The sequence below is a fragment of the Ruegeria sp. CE8 genome, assembly GCF_056537465.1.
This window is the reverse complement of the sequence record NZ_JBQFRP010000006.1, coordinates 176,452-201,922: the sequence shown is the minus strand read 5'-3', so window position 1 is coordinate 201,922 and position 25,471 is coordinate 176,452. Positions and strand designations below refer to the sequence as shown.

Annotated in this window: 27 protein-coding genes; 17 read left to right on the top strand and 10 right to left on the bottom strand. The window is 59.6% G+C overall.

Features of this window, described 5'->3' with window-relative positions; genetic code table 11:
* The first annotated feature begins 41 nt into the window (after positions 1-41).
* The 3 genes from deoC to ACR0AA_RS12460 all read left to right on the top strand — a co-directional run bounded on the left by deoC (position 42) and on the right by ACR0AA_RS12460 (position 4,283).
* On the top strand, positions 42-1,040 hold the full coding sequence (gene deoC, locus ACR0AA_RS12470) for a deoxyribose-phosphate aldolase (RefSeq protein ID WP_480665038.1): 999 nt from the start codon (positions 42-44) through the stop codon (positions 1,038-1,040).
* 75 nt (positions 1,041-1,115) lie between these two features.
* Positions 1,116-3,449: an aldehyde dehydrogenase family protein gene (locus ACR0AA_RS12465; RefSeq protein WP_480665037.1), complete on the top strand. Its 2,334-nt coding sequence runs from the start codon at positions 1,116-1,118 to the stop codon at positions 3,447-3,449.
* Between the two features lie 24 nt (positions 3,450-3,473).
* Positions 3,474-4,283, top strand: a complete 810-nt coding sequence (locus ACR0AA_RS12460) for an SDR family oxidoreductase (RefSeq protein ID WP_480665036.1) — start codon at positions 3,474-3,476, stop codon at positions 4,281-4,283.
* 20 nt (positions 4,284-4,303) lie between these two features.
* Here ACR0AA_RS12460 and ACR0AA_RS12455 read toward each other — a convergent pair whose 3' ends face one another.
* The 7 genes from ACR0AA_RS12455 to ACR0AA_RS12425 form a co-directional block, all read right to left on the bottom strand.
* Entirely contained in the window at positions 4,304-5,614 is a 1,311-nt protein-coding gene (locus ACR0AA_RS12455; RefSeq protein WP_480665035.1) for a M16 family metallopeptidase, read from the bottom strand.
* The gene (locus ACR0AA_RS12450) at positions 5,611-6,951 is read right to left on the bottom strand and encodes a M16 family metallopeptidase (RefSeq protein WP_480665034.1); all 1,341 of its coding nucleotides are present in this window, start codon (positions 6,949-6,951) and stop codon (positions 5,611-5,613) included. Before ACR0AA_RS12450 ends, ACR0AA_RS12455 begins: the two co-directional genes overlap by 4 nt.
* 81 nt (positions 6,952-7,032) lie before the next feature.
* A complete protein-coding gene (locus ACR0AA_RS12445) occupies positions 7,033-7,551 on the bottom strand; it encodes a DUF3035 domain-containing protein (RefSeq protein ID WP_480665033.1) in 519 nt (172 codons plus the stop codon).
* A gap of 50 nt (positions 7,552-7,601) precedes the next feature.
* Positions 7,602-8,072 carry a signal peptidase II gene (gene lspA / locus ACR0AA_RS12440; protein ID WP_480665032.1) on the bottom strand — a complete coding sequence of 157 codons (471 nt, stop codon included), beginning with the start codon at positions 8,070-8,072 and terminating at the stop codon, positions 7,602-7,604.
* The gene (gene purH, locus ACR0AA_RS12435) at positions 8,072-9,661 is read right to left on the bottom strand and encodes a bifunctional phosphoribosylaminoimidazolecarboxamide formyltransferase/IMP cyclohydrolase (RefSeq protein WP_480756152.1); all 1,590 of its coding nucleotides are present in this window, start codon (positions 9,659-9,661) and stop codon (positions 8,072-8,074) included. The genes lspA and purH overlap by 1 nt, the downstream gene beginning before the upstream one ends.
* Before the next feature lie 22 nt (positions 9,662-9,683).
* Positions 9,684-11,423, bottom strand: a complete 1,740-nt coding sequence (locus tag ACR0AA_RS12430) for a heparinase II/III family protein (RefSeq protein ID WP_480756151.1) — start codon at positions 11,421-11,423, stop codon at positions 9,684-9,686.
* An 88-nt stretch (positions 11,424-11,511) separates the two neighbouring features.
* Positions 11,512-12,768 (bottom strand): RsmB/NOP family class I SAM-dependent RNA methyltransferase, encoded by a 1,257-nt coding sequence (locus tag ACR0AA_RS12425; RefSeq protein WP_480665029.1) that lies wholly within the window; start codon positions 12,766-12,768, stop codon positions 11,512-11,514.
* A gap of 90 nt (positions 12,769-12,858) precedes the next feature.
* Here ACR0AA_RS12425 and ACR0AA_RS12420 point away from each other — a divergent pair, with 90 nt between their 5' ends.
* Positions 12,859-13,041 carry a DUF1674 domain-containing protein gene (locus ACR0AA_RS12420; RefSeq protein WP_170326393.1) on the top strand — a complete coding sequence of 61 codons (183 nt, stop codon included), beginning with the start codon at positions 12,859-12,861 and terminating at the stop codon, positions 13,039-13,041.
* 4 nt (positions 13,042-13,045) lie between these two features.
* Here ACR0AA_RS12420 and ACR0AA_RS12415 read toward each other — a convergent pair whose 3' ends face one another.
* Positions 13,046-13,900 (bottom strand): LysR family transcriptional regulator, encoded by an 855-nt coding sequence (locus ACR0AA_RS12415; RefSeq protein ID WP_480665028.1) that lies wholly within the window; start codon positions 13,898-13,900, stop codon positions 13,046-13,048.
* Positions 13,901-13,998: 98 nt separating this feature from the next.
* Here ACR0AA_RS12415 and tmpA point away from each other — a divergent pair, with 98 nt between their 5' ends.
* From tmpA to ACR0AA_RS12400, 3 genes are read left to right on the top strand one after another with little or no spacing between them, the layout of a single operon-like run.
* The gene (gene tmpA, locus ACR0AA_RS12410) at positions 13,999-15,135 is read left to right on the top strand and encodes a 2-trimethylaminoethylphosphonate dioxygenase (protein ID WP_480756150.1); all 1,137 of its coding nucleotides are present in this window, start codon (positions 13,999-14,001) and stop codon (positions 15,133-15,135) included.
* Positions 15,132-15,722, top strand: coding sequence for a (R)-1-hydroxy-2-trimethylaminoethylphosphonate oxygenase (tmpB, locus tag ACR0AA_RS12405; protein WP_480665026.1), 591 nt, complete (start codon positions 15,132-15,134; stop codon positions 15,720-15,722). The genes tmpA and tmpB overlap by 4 nt, the downstream gene beginning before the upstream one ends.
* On the top strand, positions 15,719-16,387 hold the full coding sequence (locus ACR0AA_RS12400; RefSeq protein WP_480665025.1) for an ureidoglycolate lyase: 669 nt from the start codon (positions 15,719-15,721) through the stop codon (positions 16,385-16,387). The genes tmpB and ACR0AA_RS12400 overlap by 4 nt, the downstream gene beginning before the upstream one ends.
* Positions 16,388-16,459: 72 nt before the next feature.
* Here ACR0AA_RS12400 and ACR0AA_RS12395 read toward each other — a convergent pair whose 3' ends face one another.
* Positions 16,460-17,347 (bottom strand): DMT family transporter, encoded by an 888-nt coding sequence (locus ACR0AA_RS12395; RefSeq protein ID WP_480665024.1) that lies wholly within the window; start codon positions 17,345-17,347, stop codon positions 16,460-16,462.
* Positions 17,348-17,446: 99 nt separating this feature from the next.
* Here ACR0AA_RS12395 and ACR0AA_RS12390 point away from each other — a divergent pair, with 99 nt between their 5' ends.
* From ACR0AA_RS12390 to ACR0AA_RS12380, 3 genes are all read left to right on the top strand, one after another.
* Positions 17,447-18,058 carry a TetR/AcrR family transcriptional regulator gene (locus ACR0AA_RS12390; RefSeq protein WP_480665023.1) on the top strand — a complete coding sequence of 204 codons (612 nt, stop codon included), beginning with the start codon at positions 17,447-17,449 and terminating at the stop codon, positions 18,056-18,058.
* Positions 18,059-18,119: 61 nt separating this feature from the next.
* The gene (locus ACR0AA_RS12385; RefSeq protein WP_480665022.1) at positions 18,120-18,977 is read left to right on the top strand and encodes a hypothetical protein; all 858 of its coding nucleotides are present in this window, start codon (positions 18,120-18,122) and stop codon (positions 18,975-18,977) included.
* A 34-nt stretch (positions 18,978-19,011) separates the two neighbouring features.
* Positions 19,012-19,380 (top strand): hypothetical protein, encoded by a 369-nt coding sequence (locus ACR0AA_RS12380; protein ID WP_480665021.1) that lies wholly within the window; start codon positions 19,012-19,014, stop codon positions 19,378-19,380.
* A 3-nt stretch (positions 19,381-19,383) separates the two neighbouring features.
* On the opposite strand, the gene dapB is transcribed toward ACR0AA_RS12380, so the two are convergent.
* Complete coding sequence (dapB, locus tag ACR0AA_RS12375; protein ID WP_480665020.1) at positions 19,384-20,193, bottom strand: 4-hydroxy-tetrahydrodipicolinate reductase; 810 nt, start codon at positions 20,191-20,193, stop codon at positions 19,384-19,386.
* An 89-nt stretch (positions 20,194-20,282) separates the two neighbouring features.
* Here dapB and rbfA point away from each other — a divergent pair, with 89 nt between their 5' ends.
* The 7 genes from rbfA (at position 20,283) to ACR0AA_RS12340 (ending at position 25,401) form a co-directional block, all read left to right on the top strand.
* Complete coding sequence (rbfA, locus tag ACR0AA_RS12370) at positions 20,283-20,678, top strand: 30S ribosome-binding factor RbfA (RefSeq protein ID WP_010438628.1); 396 nt, start codon at positions 20,283-20,285, stop codon at positions 20,676-20,678.
* Positions 20,675-21,412, top strand: a complete 738-nt coding sequence (locus ACR0AA_RS12365) for a phosphodiester glycosidase family protein (RefSeq protein WP_480665019.1) — start codon at positions 20,675-20,677, stop codon at positions 21,410-21,412. The genes rbfA and ACR0AA_RS12365 overlap by 4 nt, the downstream gene beginning before the upstream one ends.
* Positions 21,413-21,472: 60 nt before the next feature.
* Complete coding sequence (truB, locus tag ACR0AA_RS12360) at positions 21,473-22,378, top strand: tRNA pseudouridine(55) synthase TruB (protein ID WP_480665018.1); 906 nt, start codon at positions 21,473-21,475, stop codon at positions 22,376-22,378.
* 21 nt (positions 22,379-22,399) lie between these two features.
* The gene (locus ACR0AA_RS12355) at positions 22,400-22,903 is read left to right on the top strand and encodes a DUF1643 domain-containing protein (RefSeq protein ID WP_480665017.1); all 504 of its coding nucleotides are present in this window, start codon (positions 22,400-22,402) and stop codon (positions 22,901-22,903) included.
* 95 nt (positions 22,904-22,998) lie between these two features.
* Positions 22,999-24,021: a calcium-binding protein gene (locus ACR0AA_RS12350; RefSeq protein ID WP_480665016.1), complete on the top strand. Its 1,023-nt coding sequence runs from the start codon at positions 22,999-23,001 to the stop codon at positions 24,019-24,021.
* Positions 24,022-24,164: 143 nt separating this feature from the next.
* A complete protein-coding gene (rpsO, locus tag ACR0AA_RS12345) occupies positions 24,165-24,434 on the top strand; it encodes a 30S ribosomal protein S15 (protein ID WP_170613058.1) in 270 nt (89 codons plus the stop codon).
* Between the two features lie 328 nt (positions 24,435-24,762).
* On the top strand, positions 24,763-25,401 hold the full coding sequence (locus ACR0AA_RS12340) for an outer membrane protein (protein WP_480665015.1): 639 nt from the start codon (positions 24,763-24,765) through the stop codon (positions 25,399-25,401).
* The last annotated feature ends 70 nt before the right edge of the window (positions 25,402-25,471 follow it).

The window sequence follows — 25,471 nt, the reverse complement described above, 5'->3', positions numbered from 1 at the left end:
AGCCATGCGAATTTGGCGCAAACCTCCCAAAGGATGTGAAAATGGATACGCAGAGCTCAGAAAGCCCCGTGCGCACAGCGCATCTGCCGCAAGTGACCGAGCCCAGAAACCCCGGTATGGATCTTGATCTGGACTGGGTGCGCGCCGTGCAGGTCAATACTTCCGCCATTGAACGCCGAGCCGCGACCCTGCCCGGTCGGCGGTCCGTTAAGAAAGAGTATCAGGCCGCGTGGCTGCTGAAGGCGATCACGATGATCGATCTGACCACCCTGTCGGGTGATGACACGGTTGGCCGCGTGCGCCGCCTTTGCGCCAAGGCTCGGCAACCCGTGGCACCTTCGGTTCTGCAGGCGCTGGATATGCCAGCGATCACGACAGGCGCTGTCTGCGTCTATCACGACATGATCGAAACCGCCGTGGACGCGCTACATGGCACGGGCATTCCGGTTGCGGCTGTGTCGACCGGCTTCCCGGCTGGCCTGTCCCCCTTCCACCTGCGAGTTGCAGAGATCGAAGAAAGCGTTAAGGCCGGGGCCGAAGAAATCGACATTGTGATCTCGCGCCGTCATGTCCTGTCAGGAGACTGGCAGGCGCTGTACGAAGAGATGAAGGCCTTCCGCGTCGCCTGCGGCGATGCGCATGTCAAAGCCATCCTCGCCACCGGAGAACTGGGCAGCCTGCGCAATGTCGCACGTGCATCGCTGGTTTGCATGATGGCCGGTGCGGATTTCATCAAGACCTCGACCGGCAAGGAAAGCGTCAACGCTACCCTGCCCGTATCGCTGGTGATGATCCGTGCGATCCGAGACTATTATGACCGCACAGGGTATCGGGTCGGGTACAAGCCTGCTGGGGGCATCTCGAAAGCCAAGGACGCGCTGGTCTACCTGTCGCTGATCAAGGACGAACTGGGCGACCGTTGGCTGGAGCCGGATCTGTTCCGCTTTGGAGCGTCGTCGCTGCTGGGCGATATCGAGCGGCAGTTGGAACACTACGTCACCGGGTCCTACTCGGCTGGCTACCGTCATTCTATGGGGTGAGGCGCGCCCGGAAATCACTCCAGTGGAGCGATTTCAGCGCTGAACGGGCGAAGCCCCGGGAAAAGGACAAAAACTATGACAGTCAAAGAGATTTTCGAAACCATGGATTACGGCCCTGCCCCCGAAAGCGCTGCCGAGGCTTTGGCCTGGCTGGTCGATCAGGGTGACAAGTTCGGTCACTATATCGATGGAGCCTTCACCAAGCCGGGCAAAGGGTTCGAAAGCCGCAACCCCGCGACCGGAGAGGTTCTGGCCAAGTTGACACAGGCGAAACAGGCCGACGTGGACGCGGCGGTCAACGCCGCGCGCAAGGCACAGCCCAAGTGGGAGAAGCTGGGCGGCGCAGGCCGTGCACGGTATCTCTACTCCATCGCGCGCCTGTTGCAGAAGCATTCCCGCCTGTTTGCGGTGCTCGAGAGCCTCGACAACGGCAAGCCGATCCGTGAATCGCGCGACATCGACATCCCTCTGGTGCAGCGGCACTTCTATTACCACGCAGGCATGGCGCAGTTGATGGAAAGCGAAATGCCCGATGCTGAGGCGCTGGGTGTTTGCGGTCAGATCATCCCGTGGAACTTCCCTTTGCTGATGCTGGCGTGGAAAGTCGCGCCTGCGATTGCAATGGGCAACACGGTGGTCCTGAAACCGGCTGAGTACACCTCATTGACCGCACTGCTGTTCGCTGACATCTGCTCGCAGGCTGGCTTGCCCAAAGGTGTAGTCAATATCGTTACCGGTGACGGTGCCGTGGGTGAGATGATCGTGTCCTCGGACGTCGACAAGATCGCCTTTACCGGTTCGACGGTTGTCGGTCGGCGCATTCGCGAGGCGACCGCTGGATCGGGTAAGGAATTGACATTGGAACTGGGTGGCAAGTCCGCCTACATCGTCTTTGACGACGCCGATATTGATTCAGCTATCGAAGGCTTGGTCGATGCGATCTGGTTCAATCAGGGTCAAGTCTGTTGTGCGGGCTCGCGCCTGTTGGTGCAGGAAGGCATTGCCGATCGCTTCCACGAGAAACTGCGTGCCCGGATGGACAAGCTGCGTGTTGGCGATCCGTTGGACAAATGCATCGACGTGGGTGCGGTTGTGGACCCGGTTCAACTGCAGACCATCAAGGGCATGGTCGAAAGCAACACGGTTGGTCACGTCCATCAGGCAGCTTGCGATCTGCCTGCGAACGGTTGCTACTACCCGCCGACGCTGATCTCGGGCCTCGAAACATCCGACCCGCTGATGCAGGAAGAGATCTTTGGCCCGGTTCTGGTGTCGTCAACCTTCCGGACGCCGGAGGAGGCGGTCGAGCTGGCCAACAACACCCGCTACGGGCTGGCCGCGACCGTGTGGACCGAGAATGTGAACCTCGCGCTGGATATCGCGCCCAAGCTGGTTGCGGGCGTGGTCTGGGTGAATGCCACCAACCTGTTCGACGCCGCTGCTGGTTTCGGCGGTGTGCGTGAAAGCGGCTTTGGCCGTGAAGGCGGCTGGGAAGGGCTGGCTGCTTACACCAAACCCAAAGGCAAGGCCAAGCCGCTGGCGAAGGTCGAGGTGATCGTGGGCGAAGGTGCCCCGGTCGATCCGATTGACCGCACCGCCAAGATGTATGTCGGCGGCAAGCAGGCGCGGCCCGATAGCGGCTATTCAAAATCCGTTTGGGGCAAGTCCGGGCTGTTGGGCCATGTGGGGCTCGCCAACCGCAAGGACGTCCGCAACGCGGTTGAGGCAGCGGCGGGTGCCAAAGGCTGGTCCACGACCACCGGCCACCTGCGCGCGCAGATCCTGTATTACGTCGGCGAAAACCTCTCGGCCCGCGCCGACGAGTTTGCCGCTCGCATCGACGCGATGACCGGCAAAAAGGACGGCGCGAAAGAGGTCGAAGCCTCGATCCAGCGCTTGTTCGCCGCCGCCGCCTGGGCCGACAAGTATGACGGTCAGGTGCACGGCGTTCCGATCCGTGGTGTTGCCATTGCCATGAAGGAACCGGTCGGCGTGATCGGTGCGCTCTGTGCGGATGAGGCACCTCTGCTGGGTCTGGTTTCGGCCATGGCACCTGCGATTGCGATGGGCAACCGGGTGGTACTGGCAGCAAGCGAACCCTATCCGCTGGCGGCCACCGATTTCTACCAGGTCCTCGAAACCTCCGACGTGCCCGCTGGCGTGGTCAACATCCTGACCGGCAGCCACGCGGAACTGGCGAAACCGCTGGCCTCGCATCTGAACGTCGATGCGGTCTGGTCGTTCTCGTCCACCGACCTGTCGAAAGAGATCGAGGTTGTCTCGGCCGGGAACCTGAAACGGACTTGGGTGAATAACGCGACGGCATTTGATTGGGGCGTGGACCATTCTCGCCGCTTCCTGCAGGCTGCGACCGAAGTCAAAAACATCTGGGTGCCCTACGGCGAGTAGGGCTCCCCTCCAAGGGAGGCCTACATGGATTTTTCAGGTAAAACCGTCATCGTCATTGGCGGAACCAGCGGTATCAATCGCGGCATTGCCGAGGCCTTTGCGGCCTCGGGTGCCAAACTGGCCGTTGCCAGCCGATCGCAGGAAAAGGTCGATGACACCGTTGCCGCACTGAAAGCTGCGGGCGCACAGGATGCCATCGGTGCCGCGTTCGACGTGCGCGACCCTGAGGCTGTGGCCGAGGGCCTCAAGCAATTCCACGATGCATTCGGTGACTTTGACGTTCTGGTGTCGGGCGCGGCGGGTAATTTCCCGGCGCTGGCAGCGGAAATGTCGGTCAATGCGTTCAAAACCGTGATCGACATCGACCTGATGGGCACGATCCATGTGATGAAGGGGGCCTATCCTTACCTGAAGCGCCCCGGAGCCAGCATCATCAACATCTCGGCCCCGCAGTCATATCTGCCTTACGAAGGTCAGGCTCATGTCTGCGCCGCCAAGGCGGGTGTTGATCAGATCACCCGTACCCTGTCGATGGAATGGGGTGTAGAAGGCATTCGCGTGAACTCGGTCGTGCCAGGCTTTATCGAGGGCACCGAGGGGGCCAAACGTTTGGCTCCTACCCCAGATGCCGGAGAAGCTTTGCGCAAGGACGTCCCCTTGGGTCGCTGGGGTCAGCCGCAAGACGTGGCAAACGCCTGCCTGTTCCTTAGCTCTGATCTGGCCAGCTATATCAGCGGTACAGTTCTGGCCGTTGACGGCGCGCTGTATCAGCGCGGATCGGGCAAGTTCGGTCAGATGATGGGGCAGATGCTGCGTAGAATGAAAAAGGGCTGAGCAACGCTCAGCCCCTATTCTCAGTTCGTTGTTTCCAGACCCACGGGTTTACCAACCACAGTGAAATGCAGCCCCTCCGGGTCCAGCAGTTCTGCTGCGACCCGGTTGACCTCTTCCAGCGTGACCGCGTTTACCTTGTCGTTGCGGGTGGCAATGTAATCAATCGGCAGATCTTCCATCTGCATCCCGACCATGATCCCCGCAATCTGCCCATTTCCGTCAAAGCGCAACGGGTAAGCACCGGTCAGATAGGTCTTGGCGTCGTCCAGTTCCTTCTGGGTCACGCCCTCGGACGCGGCGCGGGCCCATTCGGCACGGATCACTTCGACGGCGTCGGCGATGCGATCATTGCCCGAAGACACCGACCCCAGATAGACCGAGGCCAGATCCTTGGGCACCAGATAGGTCGCGATGCCATAAGTCAGGCCACGTTTTTCGCGCACTTCCTGCATCAGGCGGCTTTCAAACCCACCGCCACCAAGGATGTGGTTCAGGATATAGGCCGGAAAGAAATCAGGATCGTCACGGTCAATGCCAGCATGTCCAAACAGGGCGACGGATTGTGGTGTGTCAAACTCGACCACGCTGACGCCGCCAGAGATGTTTACATCCGCGCGACCGGGGATCGGTTTACCGGTTTCCGGCAGGTCCGCCAGCAGCTTGTCCAGCAGCGCGCCCAGTTCTTCCGGGGTGATGTCGCCCACTGCGCCCACATACAGACGATCCTTGGCAAAGACATCCTCAAAGGCGGTGACCACGTCGTCCCGCGTCAGGGCCGTCACGCTTTCAATCGTGCCCTTGCCTTCCGTGCCATACGGGTGATCACCATAGGCCATCTGCGCAAAGCTGCGACCGGCAATGTCGTTCGGGTCGGTCTGGTCCGATTGGAGGCTGGACAGGATCTGCGCCCGAACACGATCCACCGCATCCTGATCAAAGCGCGGCTCGTGTATCGTGGTGCGCAGCAGATCAATCACGTCGTCGCGGTTCTCGGTCAGGAACTGCGCGGAAATCGACACCGTGTCATCCGTTGCGTTGTACCGGAACGAGGCCGCCAGAGACTCCAACTCGCGCGCATAGGTGCGGGCATCCATATCCCCTGCGCCTTCCTCGATCAGGCTGCTCATCAGGTAGACCGCGCCGCGCTTGTCCGGGTCATCCAGCGAGGTTCCGCCACGAAAACGCAGTTCCAGTGCGGTGAAAGGGATCGAGTGATCCTCGACCAGCCAGGCTTTGAGGCCGCCAGGTGAGGTGACCTCTTCGATTTCAATCTCGGCCCATGCGGGCAGAGCGATGACAAAGGCGATCAGCGTCGCGAAAATCCGTTTCATTGCGTCACCTCATCGTCTTTCATCAGCCAGCCGGTAACTGACGCTTCAGGCTGCAAAACCTCGCGCGCTGCGGCGATGATCTCATCCCCGGTCACCGCCTGCAGAATATCGGGCCAGGCCTGCACGTCTTCGACGGTCAGGCCGCTGGTCAGGGCGCGTCCATAGCGGTTTCCGATCCCGTCCACATTGTCGCGCGCATAGGTTTGCGCCGCACGCAGCTGCATCTTGATTCGGTCAAGATCTTCTTCGTTCACACCTTCGGCGACGAAATCGGCAATCGCCTGATCCATGGCATCCTCGGCCTCTTGGAGTGAGACACCTGCCGCCGGCACAACGATCAGATCAAAAGTGGTGTCGTCCAGCGAAACGCCCCGATAGAACGCGCCGGTATAAACGACCTTCTGCTGTTCGAACTGCAGTTTCTCGTTCAGGTAAGATGTCGTGCTGCCACCCAGAAGTTCCGCCAACAGGAACAGGGCTGCCGCTTTCTCCTGTTCGCCCGGATCTCGTTCAGGTGCCAGATAGCTGCGCTGAACGTATGGCTGCGAGACGCGCGCGTCCTTGTAGGTCAGACGACGTTCCGCGGTTTGTGGCGGCTCCTGCGAGCGGACACGTTCGGGCAGGTCCGGGTTGGCGGGAATCACGCCATAGTATTGCTCGGCCAGCGATTTGACTTCGTCCGGCTCGACATCGCCCGTGACGACCAGAATGGCGTTATTGGGCGCATAGTGGGTTTGGTAGAACGACAGCGCGTCCTCCATATCCAGCGTCTCCATCTCATGCCGCCAGCCGATGATCGGGACGCCATAACGATGGTTGAGGTATTGCGACGCGCTCATTTGCTCGCCGAAAAGGGCGCGGGGGCTGTTGTCGGTGCGCTGGTTGCGCTCTTCAAGGATCACGTCGCGCTCGGTAACGATATCGTTTTCGGACAGCCGGATGTTGCGCATCCGGTCGGCTTCCATACGCATCATCAGCTCAAGCCGGTCAGCCGCTACGCGCTGGAAATACGCAGTGTAATCGTAAGACGTAAATGCGTTGTCATTACCACCATTGGCCGCGACGGTGGCGGAAAATTCGCCCGGGGCCAAAGTGTCAGTACCCTTGAACAGCAGGTGTTCGAGGAAATGTGCCACGCCGGACGATCCCACCGGTTCGTCCGCCGAGCCGGCCCGATACCAGACCATGTGCTGCACTACCGGCGCGCGATGATCTTCGATCACCACAACATCCATGCCGTTGTCCAACGTAAATGTAGTCACCGCTTCGTGCCCCTCACTTGCGGCAAGAGGGGTCGCGGCCATCAGGGCAGCCGACAGTGCCAGAGCCCGAACCATAGGGCGTCCTCCGTTTGATTTATGGTTTTCAAACTACGGTGACGCCGCGCAGGTTCAAGGCCGATGACGGAAAGTTAAAGATTATTCATCTACCGGCGGCGATGAGGGCGTCTCGATGCCCGCGCGACGTGCCGCTTCGTTCTGTATGTCAGGATTGAGAGTTTCGCGGCGGTAAACCTGCGAATAGCGATCTACCTTGAACAAACGCAGGCGTGTCAGACGGCCCTGCTTTCTGCGGAACTCGGCATCTTCGGTGTCGACGACCTGCCGCGCGTTTGCCGGAACGCCATGGCGGCTGGACGCGGTCACAAGGGCAGCGTCCGAGGACGGGATCGCCGTGTTGGGGCTCAGCGACGAGGCATTGCCACCAAGGGCGACGACCGCCTCTGCGTTGGGGTTCGGATCGGTCAGGTTCGCCCCGCCCGGTGTGGGCGCAGGCAAGAACTTGTAATCCTTGGGCTGGGTCAACGGTTTGACAGGCATAACCGAAAATTCATCCGGCCCCTGCCCCGGCGCTTCGAGATGGCGCAATCCGATATCGGAACACCCAGCAGCCGCAAAGGCCAATGTCAAAGCAATTATGGAACGCGGCAGCCGCATCATAGTCTCCAGCCAGTTTCAGGCGCTTTTATCGCATTTCAAATGGCGCGTCACGAGGGCTTTTTTCCATCAAACAGCACCAAACCGATGGCTCCCGCAAAAATGAACACGTCGGCCAGGTTGAACACGAAAGGATTGTTGATACCGCAACAGGACATGTTCAGGAAATCGAGAACATAGCCATAAAGCAGGCGATCCACGACATTGCCCAGCGCACCACCGATCAGCAGCCCGCCGCAAACCAGCATGAGTTTCGACGGGACTGTGCGCATCAGCCAGATCAGCACGCCGACCGAGATTACCATCGAAACACCGATCAATACCCAGCGGGCAGCATCGGTATTGCCCTGAAACAGGCCGAAATTGATGCCCCGATTCTCGCCATACTTGAACACCAGCAACGGCGGCAGGACATCGATATTCCCTTCGGCCACGCGCATCACGTGAACGACCAGATACTTGCTGATCTGGTCGATCAGAAACGCGGCCAGACCAGCCCAGAGAAGCAGGCGGTAACGCATCAGTGGCGGAAGTGGCGCATGCCGGTGAAGACCATGGCCAACCCGGCCTCATCCGCTGCTGCGATCACCTCGTCATCGCGCATCGAACCACCCGGCTGAATAACGCAGGTGGCGCCAGCTTCAGCCGCCTCCATCAAACCGTCGGGGAACGGGAAGAACGCGTCAGACGCCACTGCCGAGCCGATGGTCAATGGCTGCGGCAGGCCCAGCGCGTCGGCCATGCGTTCGGCTTTCTTGGCAGCGATCATGGCTGAGTCCAAACGGCTCATCTGACCGGCACCAACGCCCACGGTCGCACCGTCTTTGACGTAGACGATGGCGTTGGATTTGACGTGTTTCGCCACTTTCCAAGCAAAAAGAAGGTCGCGCATCTGCTCTTCGGTCGGAGCTTTTTTGGTGACAACTTTCAGGTCATCCATCCCGATGAAACCGTTATCCTTGTCCTGCACCAGCAAGCCACCGGCCACCTGACGCACAGTTTTGCCGCCTGCGGTCACATCCGGCAGGCCTTCAGTCGTCAACAGGCGTAGGTTCTTCTTGGCGGCGAAGATCGCTTTGGCCTCGTCCGACGCGCCCGGCGCAATCACGACTTCGGTGAAAATCCCGGTGATTTCCTGCGCGGTTTCGGCGTCCAGCGGCTGGTTCAGAGCCACGATCCCGCCAAAGGCCGAGGTCCGGTCGCAGTCGAAAGCCGACTTATACGCGTCCAGCAAGGTCGCGCCTGTGGCAACACCGCAAGGGTTTGCGTGTTTGATGATGGCGCAGGCCGCGCCTTGCGCCGGATTGAACTCGGCCACCAGCTCAAACGCGGCGTCTGTATCGTTGATGTTGTTGTAGCTCAGTTCCTTACCCTGATGCTGAACGGCAGTCGCCACGCCCGGGCGGTTGGTGCCGTCCGTATAAAACGCCGCCTGCTGATGGCTGTTCTCGCCATAGCGCAGGGTTTGTTTCAGCTCTCCGGCAAAGGCACGGCGCTTGGGGGCCTCAAGCTGCAGCGCTTCGGCCATCCAGTTCGAAACAGCCGTATCATAGGCGGCAGTCCGGGCATATGCTTTCTGCGCCAACCACTGTCGGAAACCGTAGGATGTCTTGCCGTAATTCTCTTCCAACTGATCCAACAGCGATGAGTAATCCTCGACGTCCACAACCACGTTCACGAAGGCGTGGTTCTTGGAGGCCGCGCGGATCATCGCAGGGCCGCCGATATCGATGTTCTCGATGCATTCGTCATAACCCGCGCCTTTGGCCACGGTCGCTTCGAACGGGTAGAGGTTCACCACCAGCAGGTCGATGGCACCGATGCCGTGTTCCTCCATGGCAGCGACATGAGTGTCGTTGTCACGAAGCGCCAGCAAGCCGCCATGCACCTTCGGATGCAGGGTTTTTACCCGGCCATCCATCATCTCGGGGAAGCCGGTCACCTCGCTGACGTCCTTCACGTCCAGTCCCGCATCACGTAGCGCTTTGGCGGTTCCACCGGTCGATAGCAATTCAACGCCGCGCTCGGCCAGCGCCTTGCCCAGCTCAATCAGCCCGGTCTTGTCGGAAACGGAAAGCAACGCGCGGCGCACGGGGTGAAGGTCGTTCATGGGTCCAAAGGTCCTTTTGGCGTCAGTCAAACTCGGGCTCGTCCCGGTGCAGATCGCGCACGGCATAGGCTGTATCCTGTGCCTTGCTCAGCGTCCACCGGATGCGGGTCGCATACTCCATTGCGCGCCCGGATAGAACGATCTGTTTTGTCGCGCGGGGCTTTAATCGACCTTTTTCAAGATAAACGCTTGGCTCAACTGATAATTTTCCTACACCATCGTGACGGAAAACCCAGATCTCGCCGCTTTTGAGCGCCATCGACACCGCCGCACCGCCCAGATCAATGGCCGCATCCACGTCCGGATGCAGGTGAAACCGGATATCAAAGTTGATGCCTTTAAGGCCCGAGGCGTCCAATGCCTTGTCAAATTGCCGTTTCGCCTTGTCGGTGGCGGTCAGCAGAATATCTTCGCCGGTCAGTTCGCGCCCGTCAAAGCGCAGTTCAAGCGTGCGGGCGTGGGTCAGGCCGAAAACCTTGGTATAGCCATCATGACCGGCCATGAAGCGCGTGCCTTCGAACGCTTCTTCGAACTCAACCGGAACCTCTTGCGGTGCGTCCACCAGCGCCTCGCGCTCGGTCCCAGGGGTCGGAGTGGTCAATCGCGCGCTGGAATACCCATCCAGACACAGCGTCGAGTGCGACGGCGTGGCCCGCCCGGCGCGGCGCCAATCCAACCCGAAACTCTCGCCCGAGCCGCAATTGACGATCAGCGGTCGCCGGCCTGACGTCAACTCGAACGCCAGGGTTGACGCATGCGCATTATACGACGCGGCCCCCTTCGGCGGCGGGCTCGCGTCGACAATGACACTGGTCCGGGCCGCATAAATCCGGGCAAAACCCATGGACAACCCCGCGGCATGCTGAGGCCTTACACCGCTTTGCGCCAGCGCCTGATCCAGACGCCCTTCGACGCCGCGCCCGCCTCCGTGAAAGCGGGCCAGGGCACCGTCCGAATGGCGTAAGCTGCGCAATGTGGGGGCCATACGTTTGATCGCGTTTGCCTGCGCGCCGGGCGTTCCCCGCCCCAGATCGCTGAGTGCCGCTGACGTCCACGCCAGCAGGGTAAAGACCTCAAGCAGTTCCTCGGGGTTACGAGTCTGAATACCGCCTTGCTGGTCAATCTGACCGTCGCATTCGCGCGCCAGCGCCCGCAAAGCGGGGTCCGCCAGTTGCTCTAATTCTTCCAATGCCAGACCGGCCTGAACCAGTCCGGCCAGCGCCTCGAACCGGGGCAGGCCCGGTGTTGCGGCCTTCCAACGCTTGGACAGAAACCATGTCTGTTGCGCCAAAGAGCGGAAGAAGATCTTGCTTTGCTTTTCGTCCATGCCACGTAACAGGAACATTGCGTGGTTGGTCCAGCGCATGACCCGGCGCCCGGTCAGGTCCGGCGCCCAGCCAGGCCCATGCCCCCGGCCATGCGCCTTGATCCAACCCCAGACCCACCGCTGGGCTTTTTCCCGCGCACGCATATCGCCGACGGCTGCCAGATCGTCGAGCCAGGCAAATCCGTGGCGTTCATTGTCGAACCCGGCGCTGGGGGCGGAAACGTCCCACAACTCGGTGTCCTGAGCCTCGACAAGATACCCCGCGAACAGGAGGTTTCCGGCGACAAGCTGACGTCCACGCGCAAATGAACCGACCGTGCGCGGCTCAGGTTCGCCGACAAATCCCGAAACCGCCTTGCGTCGCTGGCTAAGCCGTGCGTAGAGACGGTTCTGAAACCGTGTCCACCGATTGGTCATGGTATCTGTCTTTGACATGACGCTCGTTACTCTGCCCCTTGCGCTCTGCTGGCGCCTGAACCAACGATAGACCGCGGCGATCGTCAAGTCATCGAAAAGCGTCTTGTTACGTCGATTTGTTCAGGCAGGCGATGTAGAAGCCGTCCATCCCGCCCCGATCCGCCCAATAATCAGGCCGCAGGCGCAGGCCACCTTCTTGGGTGATCCACTCTTGTTCAACACCGGGGACATTCAGCGCATCACGATCCACCGCCATATCCGGATATTGTTCCAGCGCATCTTCGACCTGCACCTCGCCTTCGTCCGGCAGCAGCGAACAGGTGCAATAGACCAGCCGTCCACCGGGTTTCAGCAGGGTCCAGGCGTGCGCCAGCATTTGGGCCTGCAGTTCGATCAGGCTGCCGAATTCAGACCCGTCCTTGGCAAATGGCAAATCGGGATGGCGACGGATGGTTCCCGTGGCCGAGCAAGGTGCATCAAGCAGGATGGCATCGTATTGGCCCCGGTGTTGCAGCGCATCTCCTGCGATGACATTTGCTTTGAGTCTGGTGCGTTTGAGGTTCTCGCGCACGCGTTCCAGCCGCGTGTCCGAGATATCCAACGCCGTGACCTCCGCCCCAGCGGCCGCCATTTGCAGCGTCTTGCCGCCAGGTGCCGCGCAGAGGTCCAGAGTCTTTTCTCCAGCCTTGGGTGCCAGAATACGCACAGGCAGGGCGGCTGCAGCATCCTGCACCCACCAGTCGCCCGTGTTGAAACCCGGCAGGGCCGAGACTTGCCCCGCATCCTGGACCCGAAGTGATCCCGTCGGCAGCGCTTCACCGGGGCCGGTTGCGCCGGGTTTCAGCGAGATATCCAGCGGCGCACCCGCAAATTGCGCCTGCTCCATTCCCGAAACAGCCTCGGCGCCCCACGCCATTATCAGCGGCTCGCGCAGCCAATCCGGCAAACGCGGAACCCGCATCTTGGGCCATGCTTCTGGACCTTCAGCCGCTACTTTGCGCAGTACGGCGTTCACGAGACCTTTCAGCCGCCCATGCTTGCGGGAACGACCAACGATCTCGACCATGGAATTGACTACCCCATGCGCGGCTTCACCGTGGCACAGTTCCACTGCGCCAAGGCGCAGCGCGTTATGCACGGTCAGCGCCGGGGTTCGGTTCAGGTGGTTGTCCAGCAACCGGTCGGCACGCTCTAGCCCGCGCAGGGTTTCCAGCGTCAGCCGCTGCGCCCGCGCACGATCCTCAGGCTCCAGCCGATCCAGCGCGCCCGTAGCCAGACATTCGGACAGCAACCGCCCTTCCCCCAGAATCTGATCCAGCAGATAGATCGCGCTGCGTCGCGCCGCTGTTGCGTTGTCGGACATGAAAACCGCCTTTGATGTGACCGTCGCCCGCATTGCCAAGGGCGGACGGGGGCGTATATCAAGCGAATGCACGGAAAGGAACCCGATGTCATGAGTGACGACCGCAAAGACCTGCCCCCCGCCGCCCAACGCGCGCTGGCCGAAGCCGAAGAGCGTCGCAAAAAAGCGGAAGCTGAGGCAAAAGAGATGCCCAAGGAACTGGGCGGGCGCGACGGTCCCGACCCGGCCCGTTACGGTGATTGGGAGAAGAAGGGCATCGCAATCGATTTCTGATTGCTCATCCCCGCAAAGCTTCCAGAAAATCTGCGATCAGAGCGCGTTGTTTTTTCGATTTCGCGCGATCTTCAGGCCACGTCAGCCAATAGCCATCCCGCGTTTTTAACTCTGGTAGGTTCAGCCTGTGCAACCGCCCGGCCTGCAGATCCGCCTTGGCCAAGGGCATCGACCCCAACACCACACCCATTCCCTGACGCGCCGCCGAAAGCGCGTGCTCCATTGAATCGAAACTGACGTTCGACGTCGTCACGTCGCCCTGATCCGTCTTCCGCGCCCAATCCCGCCATCCCGGCCGCTCTCCGCGCAGATCAATCAAAGGTGCACCCCATTCCACGCCCGGAGCTGCCATTGGCACCAGCACTTCTCGTGCGATCAGCTCTGAATCCCGCCCCGGCCAAGCGCCCCGACCATAGCGGATCTGCAGCGATGTCCGCTCTTCATCCAGCGACGACCGCCGCGCCACGGAATCCGTCATCACGCGCACCTTCGGGCGCATCTCCTGAAAGCGGGCAAGACTGGGCACCACAAGCGCATGGATATTCGATGACAAACCGGCCACGCGCAGCTCGCGCGGGGATTTGCCGAACAGATCTTCAGTATTACGCTCTAGTGCCTGCAGGCTGTCCTGCACCAAGGGCAGATAGCTTTCGCCTTCGACCGTCAGCGAGACACCACGTGCCTCACGCACAAACAACGTCCGCCCCAGCCATGCCTCAAGATTGCCGATGCGCTGACTGACCGCAGCCTGCGTCAGCCCGAATTCCCGTGCCGCCGCCGAAAAACCGCCCAGACGCCCCGCCGCTTCGAACACGCGCAGCCAGTCCAAAGGCGGTAAACCGATCTTTTCCTTAGCCATAAGTTTTTCCAAGCCTCAGCAGAAAGAAGGATTAATTGTCTTAATGCCAGAAGGGGCGTATCTCCTCAACCAAAGCCCGCGCTGAACAGGAGACCCCCATGCTGCGCTCTGCCACCCATGACGCCTCGGTCGTGACCGTTGAATTCGACACCGGCACAAAGGCTCGCTTTCACGCCATCTGGCTGCGCGACAATGCGCTGGACCCTGAAACCCGCGCGCCCGGAAACGGCCAACGTCTGATCACCATCGGTGATATACCCTCGGACATTTCGGTCAGTGCCACTGAGGTCAGCAACGGTGACCTCAGCGTCACGTTCCAGCCCGAAGACAAGACGGTCACCTTCCCCGCCGATTGGCTGGCCGAACACAGCTATGATCGTGAACACGGCCTCGCAACCGGGCGTATTGCCCCCGGCATCACCACCTGGGAACGCGGGATCGACGCGCCCAGCGCCGATTGGGGCGAAGTTCATGCCAATCCCGCCTCCAAGCGTGGCTGGCTGGCCTCAGTGGCCGAGTTTGGTTTTGCCAAGCTGACCGGCGGCCCGACCGAACCGGAATCCCTGCTGAAGGTCGCGGATCTGTTCGGCTATGTCCGTCAAACCAACTACGGTTCCTATTTCGAGGTCCGCACCGAGGTAAACCCAACTAACCTCGCCTATACCGGCCTTGGTTTGCAGGCGCATACGGACAACCCCTACCGCGATCCGGTTCCGACTCTGCAAATTCTGTATTGCCTCGAAAACAGCGCCGAAGGCGGAGACTCCATTGTGGTCGATGGTTTCCGTGCCGCCGAAAAGCTGCGCGAACAGAACCCGGATGGGTTTGCTCTGTTGGCAGGCTACCCCGCGCGTTTCGAATATAAGGGCTCGGACGGTGTCTGCCTGCGCTCTCGCCGCCCGATGATCGAACTGTCGCCGGACGGTGAACTGATCGGCATCCGTTTCAACAACCGCTCGTCCGCACCCTTCGTTGATGTGCCCTTTGACCAGATGGAGGCCTACTACGCCGCCTATCGCCAACTGGGGGACATCATCGACGATCCGGCCATGGGCGTGTCGTTCAAGCTTGAACCGGGCGAGAGCTTCATCGTCGACAACACCCGCGTTCTGCACGCGCGTCTGGGCTATTCCGGCGCGGGTTCACGCTGGTTGCAGGGGTGCTATGCCGACAAGGACGGGTTGCTGTCCACATTGGCCGCGATGGAAATGGCCCAGCCGGAGGCAGCGGAATGAAACCGGATTTTTCGACCCTGAACCGGGACAATATCGTGGCCTTCATCGGTGATATTTTCGAGCGTCGCGGCGGCGAAGAATATCTGGGCGAGCCCGTCACCATGGCAGAACACATGCTGCAAGGCGCCACCATCGCCGAACAGAACGGTCAACCCGAAGAGATCATCGTCGGTGCCCTGCTGCACGATATCGGGCATTTCACGTCCGAGTTTGGCACTTACCACCCAGATGATACTGAGGATCGTCACCATGAGGACGCGGGCGCGGAGGTGCTGGAAAAGTTCTTCCCCTCGGTCATCACCGATTGCTGCCGCTATCACGTGGCAGCCAAGCGGTATCTCTGCGCTACCAAGCCCGAGTACTTCAACCGTCTGTCGGCCGCCTCGGTCCATACGCTGGAACTGCAGGGCGGGCCGATGAATGCCGATGAAGTGGCCGCGTTCGAAGCCAATCCGAACCTGAAAGAGATCATTCAGGTGCGGTATCTGGACGAGGCGGGCAAGCGCGCCGACATGGAAACACCGGATTTCAACCATTTCGCGCCGATGGTTCAGCGCATGGTCGACAAACATCTGGGAACGTCATGAGCGCACCTGAATATATCTTTGAAGCCAGCTCGAAGCCGTCGCTGCCGTGGCACGAGGTTCCCCTGATCCGCGCCACGGACGCATCGGTCAAAGGATACGGCTGTCTGGTCGATGACCCCGACAGCTTTGAAATCGAGATCGTCCGTTGGCCCCAACAGGGCTGGCGACCAATTGACGAAGGAACCGGCGACGAGGGTGGCTGGGTCGAAGGCACGTTCAAATGCGATTGGCAGGGCGATGTGCTCTTCGGTGAGAATGAGGCGGTCAAAGGCCACTATGTGCTGGGTTGGTCCGCTGATCCCCAGAAGGCGCAGACAGACCATCAAACCGGGCCGCGCGATCAGGTGCTGCTGTGGCACATGAACTATCACCCCGACGGCGGGCAGATGTTCTGGCCGCTGGATAACAAACCCTTCATCGTCCCCGCCGCTTTGCCGGGTGACAACCTGACACCCGAAAAGGTGGTCGCGTTCTGGTGCGATGGCTCACGCGGTCTCTATATCCATCCCGGCATCTGGCATGAGGGGATTTTCCCCGTCGAAGACAACCAGCGTTTCCTGGACCGGCAAGGCCGGGTGCATGCCCGCGTCAGCGCGGATATCGGCAATGAGTTTGGCGTATATCTTGCCTGTCCGCTGCGCGCGGACAAGGTTCGGGACCTTTGACAACACAAAGTCTTGGCAGGGCCGACTCCGCTTGGAACCGGCCCTGCAAACGATCGGATTTTCACTGGCCGGTCACTTTTCCTGCTTGGCGGACAACTCTGCGTAGATCAGCACCGTCACTATGATAACTGCACCTCCGACAAAGTTTGCGGCAGGTGGGATTACTCCGAAGAACTCGAAGGCAAATAACTGAGCAAAGACCACTTCAGTCATCAGGATCATGCCAACTTCTGGTGCCGTAATATCGCGGGTTGCGACCGCTGACATCTCACGGCCAAACGGCGCTGTAAACAGTCCCATGGCCCCCATGATAACCCATGTGCTGAGGCTGTACCCCGAAGGTTCCGCCACTATCGCCATCACACGTGCGAGGAACAACCCGCCCAGCCCGACGCTCGCCATGCGGCTGACGTCCTGATACTTGCGCAACAGAGTTTGGTTCAGCGACAGGCAGATTACCGCAAATAACGCGAGCAAATCGCCCTTGAGGTTACCGGAGCCAAATGACCCCGACACCACAATCGCGATCCCCAGCATAACGAACACGATCGAGATCCACATTGACCGTCGTGTGATTTCTTTCAGAAAGAACCAACTAATCAGCGCGGCCAGCGCTGGCGATGTGCTGAGGATCACAAACGTATTGGCGACCGACGTGTTCTTGATGCTCGGAACAAGGGCCGAAGTGCTGCCCAATATCAACAGGCCCGACAGCAAGATTGGCCAGCCGCCGGCTTTTAGGACTTCGATCAATCCACGCTGATCCCGCAACTGAATGAACGCCGACATCGAGATCGCCGTGAACAATCCGAACAGAAAGGCAGTGTCAAATCCGCTGACACCCGAGAGACGGATAAAGATGGGATCAAAGCTCATCAGCAAGGTGCCAAGAAGGGCAATCGCAATGCCGGTTATACGTGGGTTTTGGGGTCGCAGAGCGAGGGTAGAGGAAGGCCCCATGTCAGCCGACAATAGAATCATACTGACCGGTGTGATTATTGTGCGCTTGCGAAGATTTTAAGGCTATCACACCATGCAGTATGATTTGATGGTGCAAGTATGAGCAAGCAGGAAGCACGCAAAGAAAAGACCCGCCAAGCAATCCTGAATGCCTCGAAATCTGTCTTTCTGACAAAAGGCTACGTCCTGGCCAGCATGGACACGATCGCAGCTGGGGCGCAGGTCACGAAACAGACGATCTACCGGTACTTTCCATCGAAACTCGAGCTGTTTGAAGCTACGCTCAGGCACATGGCCCCAGGGCCCAAGGCGGATTATCTGGAGAGACTGGAGGTGCCAGATATGCGCAAAGCCCTTATCGAATTCGCCACCGGTTTCATGCGATCTCACCTGAGGCAGGAGTATCTGGATACAATCCGCCTGCTGATTGCCGAGGCGCCAAAAGCGCCTGAAATCGTACGGTCATATTTTTCGATGGGACCGAGCGAAACCAAGGAGCATCTGCGCGAGTTCTTCAAAAACAGGCTGGGCGTAGATCAACCGGAAATCCCGATGCGCCTGTGGACGACCATGTTGTTTGCTCATCAAGAAGCCGCGATGCTCGGACAAGGCATTCCGAATGAAGAAGAACTGGCAATCTATGCCGAAACGGCAACTGACTACCTGTTCGCAGGGCTGGCCGCGAGAGCTTTAGAATCCCGTAACACCTGACCGTTTCTTCTGTGTTACTCTCGACAGGCTCGTCGAAAAAGTTATGTCAGGGAGGCACCTTATGGGCTTGAACAGACGCAGAGTTGTTCAACTGGGAACAGCGGCTACCGTCGGATCGATACTGCCGGGACTGGGACTTTCGGCATCCAATCAAAACGACCCGTTCGAACAGGAATTTGCCGACACACTAAACCGTTTGAAAGCGGCGTTTACTGAACTCGGCTATAACCAGGCTACGCCACTTTCAGTTGTGACCGGCGCGGACGACTATAATGGCGGCCTGCGACACGATTTCGATCAGGCCGAGCTGTCCTCAAGTGCCTTTGTGATCCAGCCGTTGGCGCGGGTCGCGGATTTAGAGGAAAAGCAGCGCCCGGATGTGCTGCCCCTGTTTCATGAGGTCGGCTGCCATCCCTCAGATGCTGACGGTCAGGCCACAACCCGCCTGATGATAGGCCTTTTGACCGACACGTTTGGCCTCGACCCGTCCCGCATCGCCTTTGTCAGCGTGCCGCAAGCGGACAACATCCGCCCGGTTCTGGACGAGATCGGCCTGCCTTTTGCGGAGAAAGTCTTGTTGCGGAATGAGGCCGAGGCTCTGGCAGCCCGCGATGCCTCGGGCTATTTCTTTCCCGATCCGTTTGGCGAAGACTACATCGTGACCATGGGCGTCTATTACCGCGTAGGCGAAACCGATGAGTCCGTGCCTAAGGTTTATCCTCCGTCACCCAACTGGACCGAGATCGGCGAGATCGTGATCGACGGCACCGCCGCGCCCCTTGGCATCTCAATCGGGGCCGAGCGCCTCACCTATGCGGTGACCGGCCAGTTCCCGACCTGGGATCAGCGGCTGGGTGCCTTGTTTACGCAGGTCGAACAGTCGGGTATGGAACCACCCGGTCTGGTTTCATTTCGCTGAAACAGAATATTTTTGACATTTGCAGGAGACAGATTTGCTGACTGAGCTGTTTTTCATACTCGGCTGCTTCGCCCTCCTAGGCCTTTCGTTCTGTGTCGCCATGGTTTTTCTCACGTCGGTCTTTCCAGTATTCAACTTCAAGGATGAGTTTGTTGAGTATTGGATAAGCACGCGCGGCAGACCGCCCTCGCGCAGACGGATCATTTTGAACGCCTATGGAGCGGGAAGTTATTTTTTCATGGTCGAGAAATGCTGGGATCAGCACAAACCCAATGCGATACGCCTTGTACCCAATAGGAATTTCTTCCTTTGGTTCGCCTTGGGGATCGTGTCCTGGATAACAGCTGCACTGTTCTGGATCGCGGTGTTTGTCGCATACAGCTATCTGAGGTCGCTGTTTTAGCCCCTACAGCCCCAGCACATCCACCATGTCATATTGACCGGGCGCCCTACCCTGCCCCCACAGCGCCGCTTTCAATGCGCCGCGGGCGAAAATGGCGCGGTCGGTAGCCAGATGGCGCAGGACGATGCGTTCTCCGGGGGCGGCGAACAGGACATCGTGTTCGCCGACGATGTCACCGCCGCGAATGGCGTGGAAGCCGATATTGCCGCGCTGGCGCGCGCCGGTGATGCCGTCGCGGCCCCGGTCGGACACATCTTCCAGTTTCACGCCGCGGCCTTCTGCAGCGGCCTCGCCCAGCATCAGGGCGGTGCCCGACGGGGCATCGACCTTGTGGTGGTGGTGGCCTTCGATCACTTCAATGTCGAAATCCTCGTCCAGTGCAGCCGCAACCTTTTTGGTCAGTTGCACCAGCAGGTTCACCCCGAGGCTCATGTTGCCGGCCCGCACGATGACCGCATGGCGCGAAGCCGGTTCCAGCGCGGCGATCTGTTCTTCGGTCATTCCGGTCGTCCCGATCACATGCACGCAGCGCGCCTGCGCGGCCAGAGCGGCAAATTCCAAGGTCGCTTCGGGCGCGGTGAAATCGATCACCGCCTGCGCCTGCGAAAACGCCTCCAGCGGATCATCGGTGACTTTCACGCCCAGCGCCTGACCGCCCATTGCTTCGCCGACATCCTGACCGATCCAATCATGGCCCTTACGCTCGACGACGCCGACCAAACGCGCCTTATCGCTGTCGGTCACGGTCTTGATCAGCATCTGCCCCATACGGCCTGAAGCCCCTGTGATGACGATCCCCGGAATATGGGTCATTGCGCTGGTCCTTTCTAAAGTCGGCTCAAAGCCTCCTACCCCGTTCGCGCCCGCTTGGCAAAGCCCTGCTTTGCGCTTAGATCGGGGATATGGCTAAGAACAAATTCCACGATGGCCCCGGCCCGTCCCAACGACAGCTACGCGTCGGCGAACTGATCCGCCGCACCCTGTCCGAGGTTTTGGCGCGCGGAGATGTCCACGACCCCGACCTGAACCGCATGTCGATCACCGTGGGTGAGGTGCGCACCTCGCCCGATCTGAAGATTGCCACCGCCTATGTGCTGCCCTTGGGTGGCAAAGGGCAGGAGGACGTGATCGAACTGCTCGCCCGCAACAAGGGCGAGTTACGGCGCATGGTCGGAAAGAAAGTCGGTTTGAAATTCTCGCCCGATCTGCGCTTCCGTCTGGATGACACGTTTGACCGTCTGGACGACACCCGCCGCATGTTCGAACAGGACGCGGTGCGCCGCGATCTGGACGAGTGATCCGCGCAATTGTCACTCTGGGCGCTGTCCTCTGGGCGGCGCAAGCCTCTGCGGTTACCTGTGAGAAGCTGACCCATGAGGACAAGCGGTACACTGTCTGCGAGGTGGATGCCGCGAACGAAGACTTGCGCCTGTTCCTGAATGACCAAGACGGCACCTTGCTTGGGCATTTTTCTTCGGTGAATGAAGCCCTGAACGCGGATGACAAACGTCTGGCCTTTGCGATGAACGCAGGGATGTATCACGACGACCGCTCGCCGGTTGGCCACTACGTCGAAAATGGTCAAGAGCAGATGCGCGTGATCCCGAACGCCGGGCCGGGCAATTTCGGGCTGCTTCCGAACGGCGTGTTCTGCATCCGGGAAGGCCGCGCCGATGTGTTCGAAACGTTGAACTACGTTGAGCAGGCTCCAGAGTGCCGTTTCGCCACTCAATCCGGCCCGATGCTGGTCATTGATGGCGAATTGCACCCACGCTTTCTGCTCGATTCGACCTCGCGCTATGTGCGCAACGGTGTGGGCACCAGCGATGACGGCGCGCGCGCTGTGTTCGCAATCTCGGATGACTACGTGACATTCCACGAATTCGGCAGCCTGTTCCGGGACGTGCTGAACACTCCGAATGCGTTGTTCTTCGATGGCAATATCTCTCGTATGTATGACCGGGCGAACAATCGATCAGATGTCGGGTTTTCGCTGGGACCGATCGTCGGCGTGGTCGAAGACGCACCCTGAAATTGACAGGGGCAGAGTGATCCGCTAACTCGCGCGCCTCGGCAAGATTCTAGGTGTAATATGGGACGCAAACGCAAGGGTCGCGACATTTCCGGTTGGCTGGTGGTGGACAAACCCGCGGGCATGACCTCAACCGCGGTGGTCAACAAGGTGCGTTGGGCGATGGACGCCAAGAAAGCGGGCCATGCGGGCACGCTGGACCCCGAAGCGACGGGCGTTCTGGCCGTGGCGCTGGGAGAAGCGACCAAAACTGTTCCCTACATCACCGATGCGCTCAAGGCATACACCTTCACCGTGCGACTGGGTCAGGCCACTAACACCGACGACGCCGAAGGCGAGGTGATTGCTGAAAGCGATGCGCGCCCTTCAGATGATGATATCAAGCAGGCGCTGGCGCCGTTTCTGGGGGACATCATGCAGGTGCCACCCAAATTCTCAGCCGTGAAGATCGACGGCCAGCGCGCCTATAAGCTAGCCCGCGATGGCGAGGACGTTGAACTGTCGGCCCGCCCGCTATGGGTCGAGGAGTTGATTCTGGTCGACCGTCCCGACGAAGATCACGTTGTGCTGGAAATGACCTGCGGAAAGGGTGGCTATGTCCGCTCTATCGCGCGCGATCTGGGCGCGGCGCTGGGGTGTCATGGCCACGTTAAAGAGCTGCGTCGCATCTGGTCAGGTCCCTTTGAGGTCGAAGATGGGTTGAACATCGAACAGATCGACGAGATGGCCAAGACCACCGCACTGGACGAATACCTGCATCCGCTGGAAACCGGCCTCGCCGACCTGCCTGAATTGAAATGCACCCCCGAAGGTGCCACTCGCCTGCGCAATGGCAATCCGGGTATGGTTCTGGCGTCGGAAGTCGAATACGGCGATGAGGCCTGGGCTTCGCTGGATGGCAAGGCTGTGGCCGTGGGTATCTACAAATCCGGCGAATTGCATCCCAGCCGGGTTTTCGTTGCCTAAACAGCGTGCTAGGCCGGTGGCATGATCACCCGTTCCCACACCAAGGGCGACGCGCCCTCGACCGCCATCTATTCCGATTGCGAGAAGTATCGATACAGCCTGACCCGCATCTGGGATCCGGATGGGCGCAAGGCGTTATTCGTGATGCTGAACCCATCCACTGCGACCGAAGTGCAGAACGACCCAACGGTCGAACGTTGCGAGCGTCGCGCGCGGGCTTTAGGGTTCGGCGCGTTTCAGGTGACCAACATTTTTGCCTGGCGCGACACCGACCCACGCAAGATGCGCGCCGCTGGCGATCCGGTTGGGCCAGAGAATGATGCGGCCATACTGGACGGCGTCGAATGGGCCGATCAGGTCATCGCCGCCTGGGGCACGCATGGTGCACATCTTGATCGCGGGCCCGCCGTGGAAGCCCTGCTGCGCGGCACCGGCCAGCCGCTGTTCCATCTGGGGCTGACCAAGGGCGGGCATCCCAAGCATCCGCTCTATATCGCATACACTCAACAACCCGAACGCTGGTGACCAAAGGTTAACCACGAGTCCAGCTTGGCTTTGACCAACTGACTGACATCATGGGATATTTCACCCTCGGAGCAGTGCGTTCGCGGAGGGTTCCCATGTTTCTGATTGGATTTCTGAGTCTGGCCGCGGTAGGCGGTGCGGCCTACGCGATGGGCGACATATTCGACTCTGACGAAAACTCCGAAGAGGACTATGTCATCGATGATGAACCTCATGAAGTGCCCGACGGGAACTTTCTGGACGTCGGCGAAAACGTCGACGACCCCGAGCCGCCCGAAGTACCCGAGCTTTCGACCGGGACCATAATTTCGGAGTTCGAGGGCGATCTGGTCATTGCCGGCGGCGAAGACACGGATGTCCTGACCGGACAGGATGGGGACGACCAGATCAACGGCTATGGCGGTGACGACACGGTGATCGGGGGCGTGGGCAACGACACCCTGCACGGTGGAGAGGGGGCCGATACGCTGGAAGGCGGCGAAGGCGATGACGTGATGCATGGTGAGGACGGCGATGACGATCTGTCCGGTGATGCTGGCGACGACGCGCTTTACGGGCATTTCGGCGCGGACAAACTGGACGGCGGCGAAGGCGATGATGATCTGTTCGGCGGCCAGGACAACGACACTCTGACCGGAGGAGCGGGAAAGGATGCGCTGCACGGCGGGTATGGCGACGACGTGCTGGATGGCGGCGCGGGCGAGGACGTGTTGCTTGGCGGTGACGGCAACGATGTGCTGACCGGCGACGACGGCGAAAGTGACGAGTCCATGGATTTTCTGAATGGAGGTGCTGGCGACGATACGATCCTGGCAGATAGCGGAGACATCGTGACCGGAGGCGAAGGTGCGGACAGCATCCAGGTCGCCCCGGAGGATGGCGATGAGGCGGTCCAAATCATGGATTTCGAACCGGGTCAGGACAAGCTGCTGGTATCCTGGGAAGGTGAGGAAGACCCCGACATTCAGATCGAAACCGACGCCGATAACGAAAACCTGACCCGCGTAATGGTCAACGGACAGAACGTCGCCCAATTGCTGGGCGCTGACGGGTTGACGCTGGACGATATCCAGTTGATCAACGGTCAGGACCTGTCGCAGCTCAGCGCACTTAGCTGAACCACCAGAATCCCTTTGCCATTTACCCTAAATGCGCTTATACGCGCCCATCCGCATCGGATTCGGTGCGGTTTTCTCCATGGGCCTGTGCTGGACGACATCCCGGCCTGCGCCATCAACTCTAACCTTTAAAGGAGACCCCGATGTCGATTACTGCCGCTGAAAAAACACGCGTCATGAAAGAATTCGCAACCAAAGAGGGCGACACCGGTTCCCCGGAAGTCCAGGTTGCAATCCTGACCTCGCGCATCAATACCCTGACCGAGCACTTCAAGACCCACAAGAAAGACAACCACGGTCGTCGTGGTCTGCTGAAGATGGTTGCTCAGCGCCGCAAGCTGCTGGACTACCTGAAGGGCAAAGAAGAAGCGCGCTACCAGGACCTGATCAAAAAGCTGGGCATCCGTCGCTAAGCGCCATTTGTGCGCATTGGACGGGGTTTGAGACCCGGTTTGCTGATTGGAACGCCCGCCATCCTGGCGGGCGTTTTTTGTTTCATGTTTCGAACAAAACGTATTACCGGACTTTCAATTCCGAACACGCTTATCCTTGGAAGAGGTCAAAAACAAAGCTGGCTTCCGTCTTTCAAACCAACTGGAATTCGATGGTGATTTTTTGCCAGCCATAAGCGGCTAAATGCCCGCACAATTTACTTAATATTTGCCCGCCCTACCAAATCCCCTATGCTTTCTATACATGCGCATTTATGACGTCAGTTTTTTGGGTTTTAGGAGAGTTTCGATGAAAGCAGTCGCGCTTGTGTATTTTTTGCCGTTGGTCCAGTTCATACCGAACTTGGCGCTGGCGCAGAGCACCGCGACCGGCAGCGCATTTGATGGGGCGTATGTGGGTCTGGAACTCGGCGCAGCAACGTCAGATGGCACGACGGATTACCCTGTTTTGTCCGGCGGAAATGTGAACGCGTCCTTTGACCCGGACAATGGGCGCAGCTTTGGTGCCTTGGCCGGTTATAACCTGCAACGTGGCGATTGGATTTACGGTGCCGAGTTTCGGTATTCGAACATGTCCCACGTTCTGCAAAACGACGCCCCCGATCCCGAGCGGCGCGAGGTTTTGGACTTTTCCGACCTGCGCGGAAGGGTGGGTTATGTGACCGGCGATTTTATGTTCTACGGCGCGCTGGGATGGTCCTGGTCGCGTTTCCGCGTTCATCCCAGTAGAACTTTCAAACCCCGTGACAGTCAGACCACGTTGAATGGCTTCAACATCGGCCTGGGTATGGAGTACAATGTCTCGGAACGTTGGTTCGTAGGCGCGGACTATACCTATCGCGACCTTAGCGGCAGTTTCGACGACGCCTCCAGCGACTCGGACATCGATCTGAGCACAATCACCGCCCGGGTTGCGTATCGGTTCTGAAGAACGCCGAGAGTGTTTTGGCGTGAACTCATTCAGGTGAGTGTGCCGAAGTTCAGGTTTTTCGTGCCAT